This is a genomic window from Patulibacter sp. SYSU D01012, assembly GCF_017916475.1.
Classification (GTDB): domain Bacteria; phylum Actinomycetota; class Thermoleophilia; order Solirubrobacterales; family Solirubrobacteraceae; genus Patulibacter.
The window spans coordinates 880,245-894,210 of record NZ_JAFMTB010000001.1 but is presented as its reverse complement, the minus strand read 5'-3'; the positions used below and the strand labels follow the sequence as shown (position 1 = coordinate 894,210).

Here is a 13,966-nt window from a genome sequence, read left to right as displayed (position 1 = left end):
AGTGGAGCTGCGCAACATTGGGCCGATTCGGCGCGCCCACATCGACTTGTCCGGAGTCACGGTGCTCGTCGGCCCCAATGCATCGGGGAAGACGACCTTGTCAGTCGCCAGTTATGCGGCGCTTCGCAGCCAGGATGACGCGGCGCGACGCGTACTGATAGATGCGTGGGACCAGATCCATCCCACCGGGGGCAGGCTGCCGCGCGACGCCGACGGGCAGGCTATCGATGCGTCGAGACTGGCTGCACGCTTCGCCGAGTTCTTCCGCGACACGTTGTCGGACGAACTCAAGCGGTGCTGGACCCCTGACTTGACCATGCTCCCTCGCAGAGGGAGAACGGGCAATGGAGCGGCACCGCGCATACTCGTATCTGGCGAAACTTTCGGAGATAGCTGGACCCTTGTTTTCTGGCTGCGGAATGGGCGCCTCCAGCTAGACACCCGAAATGAAGAGTACAAGCTCCCCTCGTTCACCACCCTGGCCGAGGACATCGCCAAAGCCGACCCCCCTCGGACGCACATTCTGCGTTTGCTGAACAGTGAGAGTGCAACTCGAGGCGTCTACATGCCTGCGGGCCGTTCGGGCTACGTCCAGATGCAGAGCCTTCTCTCCGCGCTCCTGATCCATGCGCTCGGTAAGGGTTACTTCGAGCACGCGTCGGTCGGCAAGATTCCGGGAACAGCTGCCGACTTCCTGCAGTTCTTCGCAAATCTGGACGCCAAGGAGTCGTCAGCCATCTCCCCCGATACGGCCGCGAGGCTCGAAAGCGAGCTCCTTAACGCGTCCGTCAGAATGGTGGAGCAACAAAACGCCCGCCAGATTGAGTTTTCTCCTGCGGGCGTTAACGAGCACTGGCCAATCGACACAGCAGCCACCTCGATTGCCGAACTCGCGCCGCTGATTCTCTACATCAAGCACGGTCTAACGGCCCGCGATTTTCTCTTCATCGATGAGCCGGAGGCCCATCTACATCCAGCGAATCAGCTCAAGCTAGCGTCGGTCCTGTTCCAACTGAGCGGCCACATCAACGGTCTTGTCATTGGCACACACTCTGACTTCTTTGTCACCGGAATCAGCAACGCGCTGCTGCAATCCACGGCGACCGCGCGGCGCCCAAACCAGGTGCCACTCCGCGTGTACGAACTGCGACCCGCCACGAGAACAAGCGGATACGACGGCCGCGAGATAACTGTCGACCCTTCGGTCGGGTTCGACATCGAACAATTCTCCGACGTTGCAGAGGCCGCGTTCGACGAAGCGGACAGGCTATACTCGTCAGCCGTGAACGCAAGTGACTAGCGCTAGAGATGATCGGCACACCCACGCGGCATGCCGAGAGCGGATCTGTGATCGGGCCGCATGCTGGACATCGAAAGCCGTCAGCGAGGCCGGCGTAACGGCCGACGCCGGCTCCGGCTGGCGCTACTTTCTCATCGAGAAACACCACGCTTCTACGCGGTGCCCAGGCGTGAAGCACCGCACCGGGGAGTACTGCGATGCCGTAGCGGTACCGACTCAGGGTAGTCGGCGAAAGATCTACGTACTCGAATTGAAGACCTCCGGCCAATTCGCCAAGGCACTAAGCCAGTTGCGGCGTGGGGCGACCTTCATGATCGACCAGGGCCTACCTACCGACGTAGCGATCTTTGCCGAGGTCTGGCACTCGCGTCAACCGAAGGTGTCGCTGCGCGACCGTCGAATCATTCAGATCGGGGACCGACGTATCCCAGTACGGAGACGCGTCTCGGCTTGACACGCCGGTTGGGCGGAGGCGTCGAACGTAGGCAGCCGGACAAGCGATGCCTTGCGCCCGTCCGCCAAGCCCGTTACAACCCGAGATGAACATCGCCCGAAGCACCCGACCTCAGGAGTCCACCGTGGCCGTTCACCTCACCCCGGAAGAGCTCGCCGACGCCGAGGGCGTCAAGCGGATCGACGTCATCGCGACGTGCGTCCGACTCGGCGTCCCGATCTACCAGGGTCGCATCGACCGAACCCTCTTCCAGGCCGCGGTGGCCGGAAGCAGCCAGGACTTCGACGACGTCCTGCAGGACCACTCTCCGAACTGGCGGATGCACTAGCGCCGGACGGCCACAACGCCGCCGGCCGCGCGCGGTCGGCGGCCACATCACCGGCGCCGCACCGCGCCGCACCGCGCGGCTTGTGGGGCTCCCGCGGCTCGGTCCCTTGACGCGTGTCGGGGCCGGAGCCCTTGACTTGGAGCGCGCTCGAACACCTAGCGTGTTCCTCGTGAGCACGCAGCAGCAGAAGATCGGCTCCGGCTTCGGAGCCAGCACGACCGCCGCCGAGGTCCTCGCCGGCCACGACCTGACGGGCACCTACGCCGTCGTCACCGGCGGCTACTCCGGCCTGGGCCTGGAGACGACCCGGGCCCTCGTCGGCGCGGGCGCCGAGGTCCTCGTCCCCGCGCGTCGGCCCGACGCCGCCCGCGAGGCGCTCGCCGGCCTGGACCGCGTCGAGGTCGACACGCTCGACCTCGGTGACCTCGACTCCGTCGCCGCCTTCGCCGACCGGCTCCTCGCCGCCGACCGCAGCGTCGACGTCCTCATCAACAGCGCCGCGATCATGGCCAACCCCGAGACGCGCATCGGGCCCGGCTGGGAGTCGCAGTTCGCGACGAACCACCTGGGCCACTACGCCCTGACCAACCGCATCTGGCCGCTGCTGGCCCGGGACGGCGGCGCGCGCGTCGTGGCCGTGTCCTCGCGCGGGCACCGCCTGTCGCCGATCCGCTGGGACGACGTGATGTTCGAGCACGGCTACGACAAGTGGCAGGCGTACGGCCAGGCGAAGACCGCCAACGCCCTCTTCGCGGTGCAGCTCGACGCGTACGGGCAGGGCGCCGGCGTGCGCGCCTTCTCGCTGCACCCCGGCGGCATCATGACCCCGCTCCAGCGGCACCTGCCGAAGGAGGAGATGGTCGCGTCCGGCTGGATCGACGAGGACGGCAACACGATCGGCGACGGCTTCAAGACGCCGGAGCAGGGCGCCGCGACGCAGACGTGGGCCGCCACCTCGCCGCAGCTCGACGGCCTGGGCGGCCTGTACCTGGAGGACTGCGACGTCGCCGAGCTCGTGCAGGGCGACGAGCCCTACGGCGTGCGACCCTACGCGACCGACCCCGAGCAGGCGCCGCGCCTGTGGGCGCTCTCCGCCGAGCTGACCGGCGTGGACGCCTTCGCCGACTGACGGGCGCGACGGGACGCGACGGGACGCGCTCGTCGTCGAGTTCGGGATAGAGCCGGATATAGCGGCCGTATCCCGAACTCGGTGTCCGCGCGCCCGGTCCCACCCGCCCGGCCCCAGCCACGGCTGCCCGTCCGCGCGCCGCCCCCGCACGGCACGCACGCCGCCCAACCGCCCGGCCTCCAACCGGCCCCTCACGGCCCCGCCCCCGCGCGCACCACCCGCCCGTCCGGCGCGCCCCGCGGCACCCTTCCCGTCCCGGCGTCCCGCTGGTTGCATCCCGCGCCATGGCCGCCGCGAAGACCCGCCCCAGCGGCGACGCCCCCAGCGGCGTCGTCTTCCCCGCCACGGACGACGGCGCGCGCAGCACCACGGCGCTCGGCCGGGCGGTCGTCGCCGACGCGCTGCGCGCCGTCGACCCGGTCGGCGCTCGCGGGGCCGAGCACGAGACGAACTGGCGCTCCGGCTACCTCGAGCACTTCAAGCGGCTCGTCGAGGCGGGCCTGGAGTCGCCGGACGCCGCCCGCACCGTCGCGCGCGACGGGCTGGCGTCGGTCCACGAGCGGATGCGCGTCGTCACGCCCGACGGCGCCGAGACCGACCTGGCGACGGCCCTCGCCGCCGCGCCCGCCGCCCCGCTGCGGACGGCGACCGTCGCCGGCACCGCGGAGCCCGAGCGCGAGCTGTCCCTCCCCTACCGCGGCGGCCGCCTGCGCGGCGACGCGCTGCTGCGGCAGCTCGACGCTTGGACCGAGTCCGGCGTGATGGAGCCCAGCGCCGCCGACGCCGTGCGACGCGTCGCCGAGAACCCGGAGTGGCTGACGCTCGAGGGGCAGCAGGTCGCCGTCCTGGGGGCCGGCGCCGAGATGGGACCGCTGCCGTCGCTGCTGCGCTGGGGCGCCACGGTCGTCGCCGTCGACCTGCCCCGCCCGGCCCTCTGGCGCCGCGTCCTGGAGACCGCCGAGCGCTCCGCGGGGATCCTGCACGTCCCGGTGTCGACCTCCGACGACACCGGGAAGGGGCTGGCGGACCACGCCGGCGCCGACCTGCTGCACCACCTGCCCGCCGTCGCGGAGTGGCTGGCCCGCGTCGACGAGCCGCTCGTCCTGGGCAACTACGTCTACGCCGACGGCGCCACGAACGTGCGGGTGTCCGTGGCCGTCGACGCCCTCACGGTCCGTCTGCAGCAGGAGCGCGACGACCTGGCGCTCGCCTTCCTCGCGACCCCCACGGACGTCTTCGCCGTGCCGGGCGCGGCGGTCGACCACGCCACCCGCCGGTACGAGGAGCGCTCCGCCCTCTCCAAGGCCGCCGGCCGGCCGCTGCGGATGGCGTCCGCCGGCCGCCTGCTGCGGCGCCCCTACGCGCCGGGCAGCGACCCGGGGCTGAACGACACGCTCGTTCCCCAGCAGGGGCCGAACTACACGCTCGCCAAGCGGCTGCAGCGCTGGCGCGCCGTCAGCGCCCGGCACGACGGCGCCACGGTCTCGTTCAAGGTCGCGCCGCCGACCCGCACGCGCTCCGTCGTGAAGAACCGCGCGCTCGCCGCGGCGTACGCGGGCGCGCACCGCTTCGGCGTCGAGGTCTTCGACCCGTCGACGAGCAACACGCTGATGGCCGCGCTGCTCGTGCACGACCTGCGCGCCGGCCGCCCCGCCCACGAGCATCCCTGGCAGGACGAGGCCGACGGCGCCGTGCACGGCGGCCTGTGGCGCGCCGCCTACGCGCCCCGCAGCGCGCTCGGCCTGGCGGCCGTCCTGGGCCTCGGCGCCGCGCGCGGCTGAACGCCGGGCCGGGCGGGGCACCACCCCGTGGTACCGTCCCGCCCGACGCCTCTGACGCATCTGCGCCGGCATCTCCTGGCCGACACGGCCCGCTGACCGTCCGTCCCACCGGGGCGCACGGTCCTCCCTGCCCGCGTTCATCCCGACCGTCAGAGGTCACCCCGTGCTCACCGCACTCCAGCAGTACCTGCGCACCGTCGCGGCCGACGGGCGCACCGTCCACCGCGTGGGCCCGTTCACGGCCTGCCTACACCCCGACACCGACCACGCCTACGCGAGCTACGCGCTGCCCGACGCCGGGTCCGAGCCGACCGCGGACGACGTCGCCGCCCTGCGCGCCGCCTTCGTCCGCGCCGACCGTACCCCGCGGCTCGAGTACCTGCCCGCCCTGGCTCCCGCGGTCGAGCCCGCGCTGCTCGCCGCCGGCTTCGTCGTCGAGGCGCGCCTGGCCCTCATGGCCTGCCCGGCCGGCGACCAGCGGTCGATCGCGCCGCCCGCCGGCGTGTCGCTGACCGCCGCCGAACCCGGCACCGCCACGGCGCGCGCTCGTCGCGATGCAGCACCGCGCGTTCGGGGAGGAGCCGGACGACGAGGAGATCGCGCGCGGCGCCGCCGCGCTGACCACGCCGGCCGTCGCCGCCCGGGGCGACGGCGAGGTCGTCGTCGGCGCCGGAGGGTGCCTGCCGGCGCACGACGGCGTCACCGAGCTGGTCGGCATCGCCGTCGCGGCGCCCCACCGCCGCCGCGGCATCGCCGCCGCGGTCACCGCCGACCTGCTCGCCCGCGCGTTCGCCGCCGGCGTCACGACCGCGATGCTGACCCCGGGGGACGAGGCCACCGGCCGCGTGTACGCGCGCGCCGGGTTCGCCGACGTCGGCGAGATGCTGCACCTGCGGGCCTGACCGTCCCACGGACGGGGCGCCGGCGACCGTCCCGGCACCCCTGCCCGTGGGCCCTCAGGCCGTCATGCCTTCGCCCGTCCGACCCGCGTGGCGCTCCTCGTGGAGCGCCTCCCAGGCGTCGGTCATGGCGGTGCGGTCGAGACTGAAGCCGTCCTGGGCGTAGGACACGCGCGCCTGGGTGAGGGACCAGGCGGCGGTGTCCTTGAACGTCTTCACGTGGCGACGCAGCTCCTTGGCGCGGCGCCGGTGGACGTCGCGCTCGTGGGGCTGCTCGGAGGGGTCGTCTGCGGCGCGTTCGCGGGCGCCGGCCGCTCGTTCGAGCTGCGCTGCCTGGTCGTACAGCAGCGCCGCGTTGGTCAGGTATCCCACGGTGTATAGCGTACGCGATGCCGAAGGCCCGCACGCCAGTCGAGGGTCTTCACGCGTGCATCGTACAAGCGGCGGGCACGACGCGCGCCTAGCCTGTCAACCGTTCGGTTGGCGGACCTGCCGCGCCGCAGACGCCTTCCCCCTCGCGCCCCGCCGGCGGGCCTGCGCCAACTGCGCGGCGCACCCCGCCGGCGGCCTACGCCAGCTGCGCGGCCCGCGCTCGCCCGCGGCCTACGCCAGCGCGGCGCGGGCCGCCGCGCGGCCGGCCTCGAGCGCCTCGCGGACGCGGCCGACATCGCGGTCCGTGCGGCTCGGCACCGGGGAGTCCGCCGGCGGGCGGATCGAGAGGATCGCCGGCGAGCCGGTCGGCGGCCCGTCGTGGCCGGCGAGGAAGCGCTCGTCGGCGCCCTCGCGGACGGCGCGCGAGGCGTACGCCTGCCCCACCGCCGGCGACAGGCGGTGCATGAGCCGGCCGACCAGCGCGCCGCCCAGCCCGTGCGGCGGCTGGGTGATGTCACCGGCCCGCCGCGAGCGCAGGACCAGGACGTGGGTGGCGCCCGAGCCGAGCGCCGCGCGGAAGGGGATGGCCGCCGACAGGCCGCCGTCGTAGTAGCGGCGGTCGCCGATCCGCACCGGCCCGCCGGCCAGCAGCGGCAGCGCGGCGGACGCCCGCAGCGCGCGCCGCAGCGACGCGGCGTCGTGGACGGTCGGGCGCAGGTCGACGGCCTCGCCCGAGGCGACGTCCGTGGCGATCGGGTGCAGCGTCGTGGGCTGGGCGAGCACGGCGTCGAAGATGCCGGGGCTCAGCTCCTCGTACCGCTCCTCCACGAGGGTCCGGATGTCGACCATCCGCCCGCCGCGCAGCACGCGCTTGGGATCGATGAGGGTGTGGACCAGGCGCGGGTCCCACCACGTCTGCGCGCCGTCCTCGACGCGGCCGGACACGAGCCACATGCCGTTCAGCGCCCCCGCCGAGGTGCCGTAGACCGCGTCGAACGCGCCGCCCAGGCCCAGCTCGTGGACGGCGAGCGCCATGCCGCCGGTCACCGCGCCGCGCATGCCGCCGCCCTCGACGACGAGGACGACGCGGGCGCCGGCGGGACGGTCGCGGAGCGCCGCGAGCACGGGATGGGGGGCCATGCCCGGATCCTGCCAGGCGGACCCGGCGGTCCGCCCCCCGGCCCTCGTGCCGGTCCCGGGAGACCACCGTCGCACCTCGCGCCCCTCGCCGGTCCGCGGATGCCGCCATCGTGATCCGGGGCCTGCCGATTCGGCACCGCCCGGCCCCCGCTGCGCGCCCGCCACGGGCGGACGGCGCACGCCCCGGCCGACCGTCGTCCGACGGTTGACGGTCCGTCCGCGACCCGACAAGCTCTCGCCGCGAGATCGGCCGCCGACGGCGGCCACACCGGTCGCCCGCGGGCGGCCCGACGGAAGGCGGCGCGTGTGACGGACGGGACGAACAGCGAGGCGGCGATCACGTCGTCTGGGGCGCCGCTCGACCCGCCGGCCCGCGAGCGCCGGCCCGCGATCGTCGCGGTCGACGACGAGCCCGGCGTCCTGGCGGCCGTGGCGCGCGACCTGCGTCGCGGATTCGGCGAGCACTACCGGATCGTCCGCGCGGGCTCGGGCGCCGAGGCGCTGGACCTGCTGCGCGAGCTGCGCACCCGCGGCGACCAGGTGGCCCTGCTCGTCGCCGACCAGCGGATGCCGGCGATGTCGGGCACGGACTACCTCGCGCGCGCGCGGGAGGTCGTCCCCGACGCCAAGCGCGTCCTGCTCACCGCCTACGCCGACACCGAGGCCGCGATCGCCGCGATCAACGACGTCGCGCTCGACTACTACCTGCTCAAGCCGTGGAGCCCGGCCGAGGAGAACCTCTTCCCCGTGGTCGCCGACCTCTTGGCGGCGTGGGAGGCCGGCGCGGCGCTCGAGGCCGGCGGCACGCGCATCATCGGCCACCGCTTCTCGCGCGAGACGCACGAGCTGCGCGACTTCCTGGCCCGCAACCGCATCCCGGCCCGCTGGCTGGACGTGGAGCGCGAGGGCGAGGCGCGCGAGCTGCTGACGGTCGCCGGCGTCACGACCGACGGGCTGCCCGTCGCGCTGCTCGAGGACGGCACGGTGCTCGAGCGTCCGACGGTGCTCGAGCTGGCCGACCGCCTGGGCGTGGCGAGCGAGCCGACGCAGGAGCACTACGACCTGGTGGTCGTCGGCGCCGGCCCCGCGGGCCTGGCCGCCGGCGTCTACGGCGCGTCCGAGGGCCTGCGCACCGTCGTCGTCGAGCGCGAGGCGCCCGGCGGGCAGGCCGGGCAGTCCAGCCGGATCGAGAACTACCTGGGCTTCCCCGTCGGGCTGTCGGGATCGGACCTGGCGCGCCGCGCGACCGACCAGGCGCGCCGCCTGGGCGCCGAGCTGCTGACGGTGCAGGACGTCGTCGGTCTGCGGGCCGAGGGCGCCGGCCGCGTCGTCGAGCTGTCCGGCGGACGCACCCTGTCGGCCAGCTGCGTCATCGTCGCCACCGGCGTCTCGTACCGCCAGCTCGACGCCCCCGGCTTCCAGGAGCACACGGGCGCCGGCATCTACTACGGCGCCGCGCTGACCGAGGCGCGCTCCTGCCGCGACCAGCACGTCGTCGTCATCGGCGGCGCCAACTCGGCCGGCCAGGCGGCGGTCTACTTCAGCGAGTACGCGCGCCAGGTGACGATGCTCGTCCGCGGGCCCAGCCTGGAGGCGTCGATGTCGCACTACCTCGTCGAGCGGCTCGAGGGGCTGGAGAACGTCGACGTCCGCACGCGCAGCCAGGCCGTCGAGGCGCAGGGCGAGGACGGGCGCCTGCGCCGCCTCGTCGTCCGCACGACGGCCGAGGACGGCGGCACGGAGGAGGCGCCGCTCGACGTCGACGCGTGCTTCGTCTTCATCGGCGCCCGGCCCCGCACGGACTGGCTCGACGGCGTCGTCGAGCGCGACGACCACGGGTTCCTGCTCGCCGGCCGCGACGCCGCCGAGCACGGCTGGCCGCTGCCGCGCGACCCGTTCCTGCTCGAGACGACGGTGCCGGGCGTGTTCGTCGCGGGCGACGTCCGCTCGCGCTCGATCAAGCGGGTCGCGAGCGCCGTCGGCGAGGGCTCGATGGCCGTCTCGTTCGTCCACCAGTACCTCGTCGACGCATGAGCGCCCCGCCGCTGACGCTCGACGAGCTGCGCGCGCTCGACCTGTTCGACGGGCTGACGGACGACGAGCTGGGCGAGTGGCTGGCCGTCTCGCGGGTGCGCGACGTCGCGCCGGGCGAGAAGCTGGCCGACACCACCGGCGTGCCGACGGGCGTCACGTTCCTGCTGACCGGCAGCGCCCGCGCCTACCTGGTGGACGGCGACCGCGCCGACCCGGTCAGCACCCACGAGGCGCCGACGTGGATCGGCGCGATCGCGGTGCTCACCGACCAGCCGTACGGCGTGCGGATGACCGCCGAGACCGGGATGCGGGTGGCCACGGTGACCGGGGCCGACTTCCGCCGCCTCGCCTTCGCCCATCCCCCGGTCCACTCCAAGGTCATCAACGCGATCGCCCCGGTCGTCTCGCGGCTGACGGCGATGGAGCAGGACCGCGAGCGCCTGGCGTCGCTCGGCACGATGGCGGCCGGGCTGGCGCACGAGCTGAACAACCCGGCCGCCGCGGCGCAGAGCGCGGCGACGCAGCTCGACGAGACGCTGCGGTCGGTCTCGAGCGCGCTCTCCCGCTTCGTGCACGCCGGGGTGGAGCGCGAGGCGGCGATGGGGCTCGTCGAGCTGCACGACCGGGCGATCGCGGTGGCCGAGAGCCGCACCGCGCTCGACGCCCTCGACGCCGCCGACGCCGAGGACGAGGTGCTCGACCTGCTCGAGGCGCGCGGCGTCGCCGAGGCGTGGCGCCACGCCGAGCCGCTCGCCCGCGCCGGCGTCGACGCCGCATGGATCGACCGCGCCGCCGCGCTCGCCGGCCCGGCGCTGGACGCCGCCGTCGCGTGGGTGGCCGCGGCGATCACCTCGCGCGCGCTCGTGTCCGAGGTGCGCGAGTCCGTCGGCCGCGTGTCCGAGCTCGTCGGCGCGGTGAAGTCGTACGCGTACCTCGACCACGGCGAGACCGTCGAGGTCGACCTGAACGAGGGCCTGGAGACGACGCTCGTCGTGCTGGGCCACAAGCTCCGCCACGCCGGGATCACCGTCGTGCGCGACTACGACCGCGAGCTGCCGAACGTGTCGGGCAGCGGGTCCGAGCTGAACCAGGTGTGGACGAACCTGATCGCCAACGCGATCGACGCGCTGGCCGAGGCGCGCCCCGACGGCGGCGGCACCATCACCGTCCGCACGTGCCGCGACGAGGGCTGCGCCGTCGTCGCGATCGAGGACGACGGCCCCGGCATCCCCGCCGACGTCCGCGACCGGATCTTCGACGCGTTCTTCACCACGAAGGAGGTCGGCCGCGGGACCGGGCTGGGCCTCTCGACCGCCTGGCGGATCGTCGCCGAGCGGCACGCCGGATCCCTGTCCGTCGACACGGAGCCCGGCCGCACCGTCTTCCACGTCCGCCTGCCCATCGGCGGCCGCTGACCCGGGAGTCCCCCATGGCCCGCTGCACCCACACCGACCACGTCCTCGTCACCGAGCTGCCGCCCGAGGTGGCGGGCTGCGAGGACTGCCTGCGCGTCGGCAGCCCCTGGCTGCACCTGCGCCTGTGCCTGGAGTGCGGGCACGTCGGCTGCTGCGACGACTCGCCCAACCGCCACGCCACCGCCCACGCGACCGGCACCGGCCACCCCATCGTCCGCTCGATCGAGCCGGGCGAGACGTGGTCCTGGTGCTACGTCGACCAGGTCGGCCTGGGCCTGCCGCAGGTGCACGGGCAGACGCGGATCCCGCCGTCGCCGCTGGGCGGCTGAGGGGGACGAGCGGCGGGGCGCGGGCCGGGGCGCGGGGTCGTGTGTCGGATCGCCGCGGCAGGGCGTGGGCGATTCGACACGTGATGCCGGCCGGCCGCGGTGCGGGGTCGTGTGTCGGATCGCCCCGGCAGGGCGTGGGTGATCCGGGACGCGTTGCCGGGCGGCTGCGGTGTGAGGTCGTGTGTCGGATCGCCGCGGCAGGAGGTGGGTGATCCGGAACGCAACGCCGCCCGCCGGCCGGCCCCCGGCGTTCGCCCCGCCAGCCACCGCCGGCTCGGCCCCGCAGACGGAACGCTCCCCGCCCCGCCCCGCCGCCCCCCGGCCGAACGACCACGTTCAACCACCACCAAACGTCGGGTCGACGAGAACGACCACGACCGACTACCGTCGACCACGCAGACCGTGACCGCCCGCACAGAGCGGCCGGGCTGCGGCCGCGCCCTCCGAGCGGCGCGGCGATCCCCCGAGGAGGTACGACGATGATGGACCGACGGAGCTTCACCAAGGGCACCGCCGCGGTGGCGGCCGGCGGCGCGCTGCTCGGCACGACTCCGGCCCGCGCCGCGACGCGCGAGCGCGGCCGGGACGACCGGATCGACCGGCGGGCCGTGGTCGCCCGGCACGCGGTCGTGCGGCGGAAGAGCGATCCCGAGACGCCGCTGCAGGTCGGCAACGGCCGGTTCGCCTTCGGCGCCGACGTCACAGGCCTGCAGACGTTCCAGGCCTACGCCACGCTCTCGGACTGGGGCTGGCACCGCGATCCGCTCCCCGCGGGCACGAAGCCCAGCGACTTCCAGGGCCAGACGTGGGACACCCACGGCCGTCCCGTCCGGTACGCGATGCCGGATCCCGCGCACCCCGCGATCTCGCAGTGGCTGATCGGCTCGCCGAACCGCGCCAACCTCGGGCGGGTCGGCCTGGTGCTGACCACGAAGGCGGGGCGCCCCGCCACCGAGGACGACCTCACCCACCGCGAGCAGCGGCTGGACCTGTGGACCGGCGTGCTCACCAGCACGTTCCGCCTGGACGGCGAGACCGTACGGGTCGAGACGTCGTGTCACCCGCACGTCGACGCGCTCGCGGTGCGGATCGACTCGCGGCTGATCGCCCAGGACCGCCTGCGGGTGTTCCTGGAGCTGCCGTACACGAGCGGCGAGAGCAGCAAGCTCAAGTTCGCGGCCCCCGCCGTCGGCGCCTACGACCGGCCGGACGCGCACGCGTCGACGCTCGGCCGCGTCGGGGACGGGCGCCGTAGCGCGCGGATCACGCACGCGATGGACGATCTGACGTACCACGTCGGCCTGCGCTGGCAGGCCGGCGGCACCGTCGCGCGGGACGGCGACGCGCGGCACCGCTACGTCGTCACCGGCACGGGCGCGAAGCTCCGCCTGACCGCCCTCTTCTCCCGCACCGCCGAGCGTGACGTGCCCGAGGCCGCCGCGGTCGCCCGGGCGTCGGCCGCGCGCTGGCCGCGGTTCTGGCGCTCGGGCGGCGCGATCGACCTGTCCGGCAGCCGGGACCGGCGCTGGAAGGAGCTCGAGCGCCGGATCGTGCTCAGCCAGTACCTGACCGCGGTCAACGGCGCCGGGTCCACCCCGCCGCAGGAGTCGGGGCTGGCGAACGACGGCTGGTACGGCAAGTTCCACATGGAGATGTACTGGTGGCACGGCGCGCACTTCGCGCTGTGGAACCGCTGGCCGCTGCTGCGCCGCAGCCTCGACGTCTACGACCGCTTCCTGCCGAAGGCCCGCGCGCTGGCGCGCGACCAGGGCTACCGCGGCGCCCGCTGGCCGAAGATGACCGATCCCAGCGGCGCCCAGGCGCCGGGCGAGATCAACGCCACCCTGATCTGGCAGCAGCCGCACCCGATCTTCTTCGCCGAGCTCGACCACCGCGCGCACCCGGGCCGGCGCACGCTGCTGCGCTGGCGGGACGTCGTCTTCGCGACCGCCGACTTCATGGCGTCGTTCGCCCACCGCGAGGACGGCGAGTACGTCCTCGGCCCGCCGCTCTACCCGGTGTCCGAGAACACGAAGCCGAAGGAGACGAAGAACCCGGCGTTCGAGCTCTCCTACTGGCGCTTCGGCCTGCGGCTGGCCCAGGAGTGGCGCCGGCGCCTGGGGATGAAGCCGCACCCGCGGTGGCAGCGCGTCCTGGACGGGCTGGCGCCGCTGCCCCAGGAGGACGGTCGCTACGTCCTGTACGAGGGCGTGCAGGACATGTGGTCGAAGTTCAACTTCGAGCACCCGGCGCTGACCGGCATCCTCGGCTGGCTGCCGGGCGACGGCGTGGACCCGAAGGTGGCGGCCCGCACGACCGACAAGATCGACGCGGTCTGGAAGCTCGACGAGATGTGGGGCTGGGACTTCCCGATGATGGCGATGAACGCCGCCCGCCTGGGCCGCCCCGAGCGCGCCGTCGAGCTGCTCCTGCACGACCAGTTCCGGTTCCGCGACAACGGGATGCCGACCGGTGGCAGCAGCGTGCCGGTCCCGTACTTCCCGGCGTCCGGCGGCCTGCTCTACGCGGTGGCGCTCATGGCCCGCGGGTGGGACGGCAGCGAGGGCCACGCCCCGGGCTTCCCGCGCGACTGGGACGTGAGGGTCGAGGGGCTCGACCGGGCGATCTGAGGGGCCGGGCGGGGTCCTGTGTCGGATCGTCGTCGCAGGGCGACGGTGATCCGACACGCGGGGGCGGCCGGGGGCGCGAGACCGGGTCCTGTGTCGGATCGTGGTCGGAGGGCGACGACGATCCGACACCCGGCGCCCGGCGCCGCCGGCCCTTC

At 74.1% G+C, this 13,966-nt stretch carries 11 protein-coding genes; 9 read left to right on the top strand and 2 right to left on the bottom strand.

Features of this window, described 5'->3' with window-relative positions; all coding sequences use genetic code 11:
* The first annotated feature begins 1 nt into the window (after position 1).
* The 5 genes from J3P29_RS04000 (at position 2) to J3P29_RS03980 (ending at position 5,894) form a co-directional block, all read left to right on the top strand.
* The gene (locus J3P29_RS04000; RefSeq protein WP_210491742.1) at positions 2-1,300 is read left to right on the top strand and encodes an AAA family ATPase; all 1,299 of its coding nucleotides are present in this window, start codon (positions 2-4) and stop codon (positions 1,298-1,300) included.
* Positions 1,301-1,878: 578 nt separating this feature from the next.
* Positions 1,879-2,082, top strand: coding sequence for a hypothetical protein (locus J3P29_RS03995; RefSeq protein WP_210491741.1), 204 nt, complete (start codon positions 1,879-1,881; stop codon positions 2,080-2,082).
* Positions 2,083-2,251: 169 nt separating this feature from the next.
* The gene (locus tag J3P29_RS03990) at positions 2,252-3,211 is read left to right on the top strand and encodes an SDR family NAD(P)-dependent oxidoreductase (protein WP_210491740.1); all 960 of its coding nucleotides are present in this window, start codon (positions 2,252-2,254) and stop codon (positions 3,209-3,211) included.
* Between the two features lie 284 nt (positions 3,212-3,495).
* Positions 3,496-4,992, top strand: a complete 1,497-nt coding sequence (locus tag J3P29_RS03985; RefSeq protein WP_210491739.1) for a hypothetical protein — start codon at positions 3,496-3,498, stop codon at positions 4,990-4,992.
* Positions 4,993-5,546: 554 nt separating this feature from the next.
* Positions 5,547-5,894 (top strand): GNAT family N-acetyltransferase, encoded by a 348-nt coding sequence (locus tag J3P29_RS03980; protein ID WP_210491738.1) that lies wholly within the window; start codon positions 5,547-5,549, stop codon positions 5,892-5,894.
* Positions 5,895-5,948: 54 nt separating this feature from the next.
* Here J3P29_RS03980 and J3P29_RS03975 read toward each other — a convergent pair whose 3' ends face one another.
* Both J3P29_RS03975 and J3P29_RS03970 read right to left on the bottom strand, forming a co-directional pair.
* A complete protein-coding gene (locus tag J3P29_RS03975; RefSeq protein WP_210491737.1) occupies positions 5,949-6,263 on the bottom strand; it encodes a hypothetical protein in 315 nt (104 codons plus the stop codon).
* Between the two features lie 231 nt (positions 6,264-6,494).
* Entirely contained in the window at positions 6,495-7,403 is a 909-nt protein-coding gene (locus J3P29_RS03970; RefSeq protein WP_210491736.1) for a patatin family protein, read from the bottom strand.
* A gap of 390 nt (positions 7,404-7,793) precedes the next feature.
* On the opposite strand from J3P29_RS03970, the gene J3P29_RS03965 reads away from it, so the two are divergent.
* From J3P29_RS03965 to J3P29_RS03950, 4 genes are all read left to right on the top strand, one after another.
* The gene (locus J3P29_RS03965; RefSeq protein ID WP_349239803.1) at positions 7,794-9,437 is read left to right on the top strand and encodes an FAD-dependent oxidoreductase; all 1,644 of its coding nucleotides are present in this window, start codon (positions 7,794-7,796) and stop codon (positions 9,435-9,437) included.
* A complete protein-coding gene (locus J3P29_RS03960) occupies positions 9,434-10,852 on the top strand; it encodes an ATP-binding protein (RefSeq protein WP_210491735.1) in 1,419 nt (472 codons plus the stop codon). The genes J3P29_RS03965 and J3P29_RS03960 overlap by 4 nt, the downstream gene beginning before the upstream one ends.
* Before the next feature lie 14 nt (positions 10,853-10,866).
* Positions 10,867-11,181 (top strand): UBP-type zinc finger domain-containing protein, encoded by a 315-nt coding sequence (locus J3P29_RS03955; RefSeq protein WP_210491734.1) that lies wholly within the window; start codon positions 10,867-10,869, stop codon positions 11,179-11,181.
* 479 nt (positions 11,182-11,660) lie between these two features.
* A complete protein-coding gene (locus tag J3P29_RS03950; protein ID WP_210491733.1) occupies positions 11,661-13,811 on the top strand; it encodes a hypothetical protein in 2,151 nt (716 codons plus the stop codon).
* Positions 13,812-13,966 lie beyond the last annotated feature (155 nt).

What these genes read in the sequence shown, in the direction of transcription:
- J3P29_RS03980 (WP_210491738.1), top strand. Translation starts at nt 5,547, where the DNA reads ATGCAGCACCGCGCGTTCGGGGAGGAGCCGGACGACGAGGAGATCGCG.
- J3P29_RS03985 (WP_210491739.1), top strand. Translation starts at nt 3,496, where the DNA reads ATGGCCGCCGCGAAGACCCGCCCCAGCGGCGACGCCCCCAGCGGCGTC.
- J3P29_RS03950 (WP_210491733.1), top strand. Translation starts at nt 11,661, where the DNA reads ATGATGGACCGACGGAGCTTCACCAAGGGCACCGCCGCGGTGGCGGCC.
- J3P29_RS03955 (WP_210491734.1), top strand. Translation starts at nt 10,867, where the DNA reads ATGGCCCGCTGCACCCACACCGACCACGTCCTCGTCACCGAGCTGCCG.
- J3P29_RS03970 (WP_210491736.1), bottom strand. Translation starts at nt 7,403, where the DNA reads ATGGCCCCCCATCCCGTGCTCGCGGCGCTCCGCGACCGTCCCGCCGGC.
- J3P29_RS03960 (WP_210491735.1), top strand. Translation starts at nt 9,434, where the DNA reads ATGAGCGCCCCGCCGCTGACGCTCGACGAGCTGCGCGCGCTCGACCTG.